Origin of the sequence: Mycolicibacterium arseniciresistens, assembly GCF_030519285.1 — a bacterium.
Taxonomy (GTDB): Bacteria; Actinomycetota; Actinomycetes; order Mycobacteriales; family Mycobacteriaceae; genus Mycobacterium; species Mycobacterium arseniciresistens.
Window position 1 is genome coordinate 1 of the sequence record NZ_JAUMSQ010000562.1, and the last position, 860, is coordinate 860.

Consider the following 860-nt stretch of genomic DNA (forward strand, 5'->3'; position numbering starts at 1 on the left):
CGCTGCCGCCTCGCTCGGCTGCGCGCTCCATTCCGAGCCCGGCGCGGGACCCGACGGCGCGAGCAGCGTGCCCTGGCAGCGCGGGCACCACTGCCGCTGTCGGTCGCGCACGTTCCACCGCGTCCCGCAGCGGGAACACACCTGGATCATCCGACCAGCCTAGCGATGGTGGCGTCGGTGGCAGAGCAGTCGGTCGGGCACCCCGGAGTCAGACGCTGCCGACGCCGCCGTCGTCGGTGACGACAGGACGGCCTGCGCCGGCCCAGGCCAGCATCCCGCCGCTGACGTTGGCCGCCTGGTACCCGTTGCGGACCAGGTACTGCGCCACCCGCTGTGACCGGCCACCCGCGTGGCACACCACGTACAGGTGGGCACCAGGGTCGATGTCGGCAAGCCGGGACGGGACGTCGCCCATCGGGATGTGCCGCGCACCGGCGGCGTGCCCCCGCTGCCATTCGTCGTCTTCGCGTACGTCGAGCAGGATCACCGAGTCGTCGAAGGCTTCGGGCAACTGCGCGACGTCGGCCTGTGCGACCTCCACGTCGTCCATGTCCCCCATGCTGGCACGGCCGGCCGGCCGCCGCATCCAGCGACCGGGACATCGCGGCGGCAGCAATCTCCGGGCTATCCACAGTTTCCACAGGTCTATCCACAGGGCGTCGAACTGCCCGAACGCCGCGTGAGCCGCGAAGTCTGCGCAGACGATGGGAGTCGCTGTGGATAACCTGTGGTGCCCGACGGGCCGGTGATCAACACCCCGAGCTAATTACCCGATGCGTCAGGCCGGCCGCTGTGGGACATCCCCGTCCGGGCCGGGCGGGGTTGCGCGGCGTGGCCGGCCGCGGGGAGGCGCAGGCCCC

General features: G+C 72.0%; 1 protein-coding gene and 1 pseudogene. Both read right to left on the minus strand.

Going from position 1 to position 860, the window contains the following annotated elements; translation table 11 throughout:
* Window positions 1-150: pseudogene (locus Q2100_RS31900) on the minus strand (DUF4328 domain-containing protein); the annotation flags it as partial.
* 58 nt (window positions 151-208) lie between these two features.
* On the minus strand, window positions 209-550 hold the full coding sequence (locus Q2100_RS31490) for a rhodanese-like domain-containing protein (RefSeq protein WP_302917159.1): 342 nt from the start codon (window positions 548-550) through the stop codon (window positions 209-211).
* Window positions 551-860 lie beyond the last annotated feature (310 nt).

Bases quoted from the DNA above. Each gene is read 5' to 3' on its own strand.
- Q2100_RS31490 (WP_302917159.1), bottom strand. From the start codon at position 550: ATGGACGACGTGGAGGTCGCACAGGCCGACGTCGCGCAGTTGCCCGAA.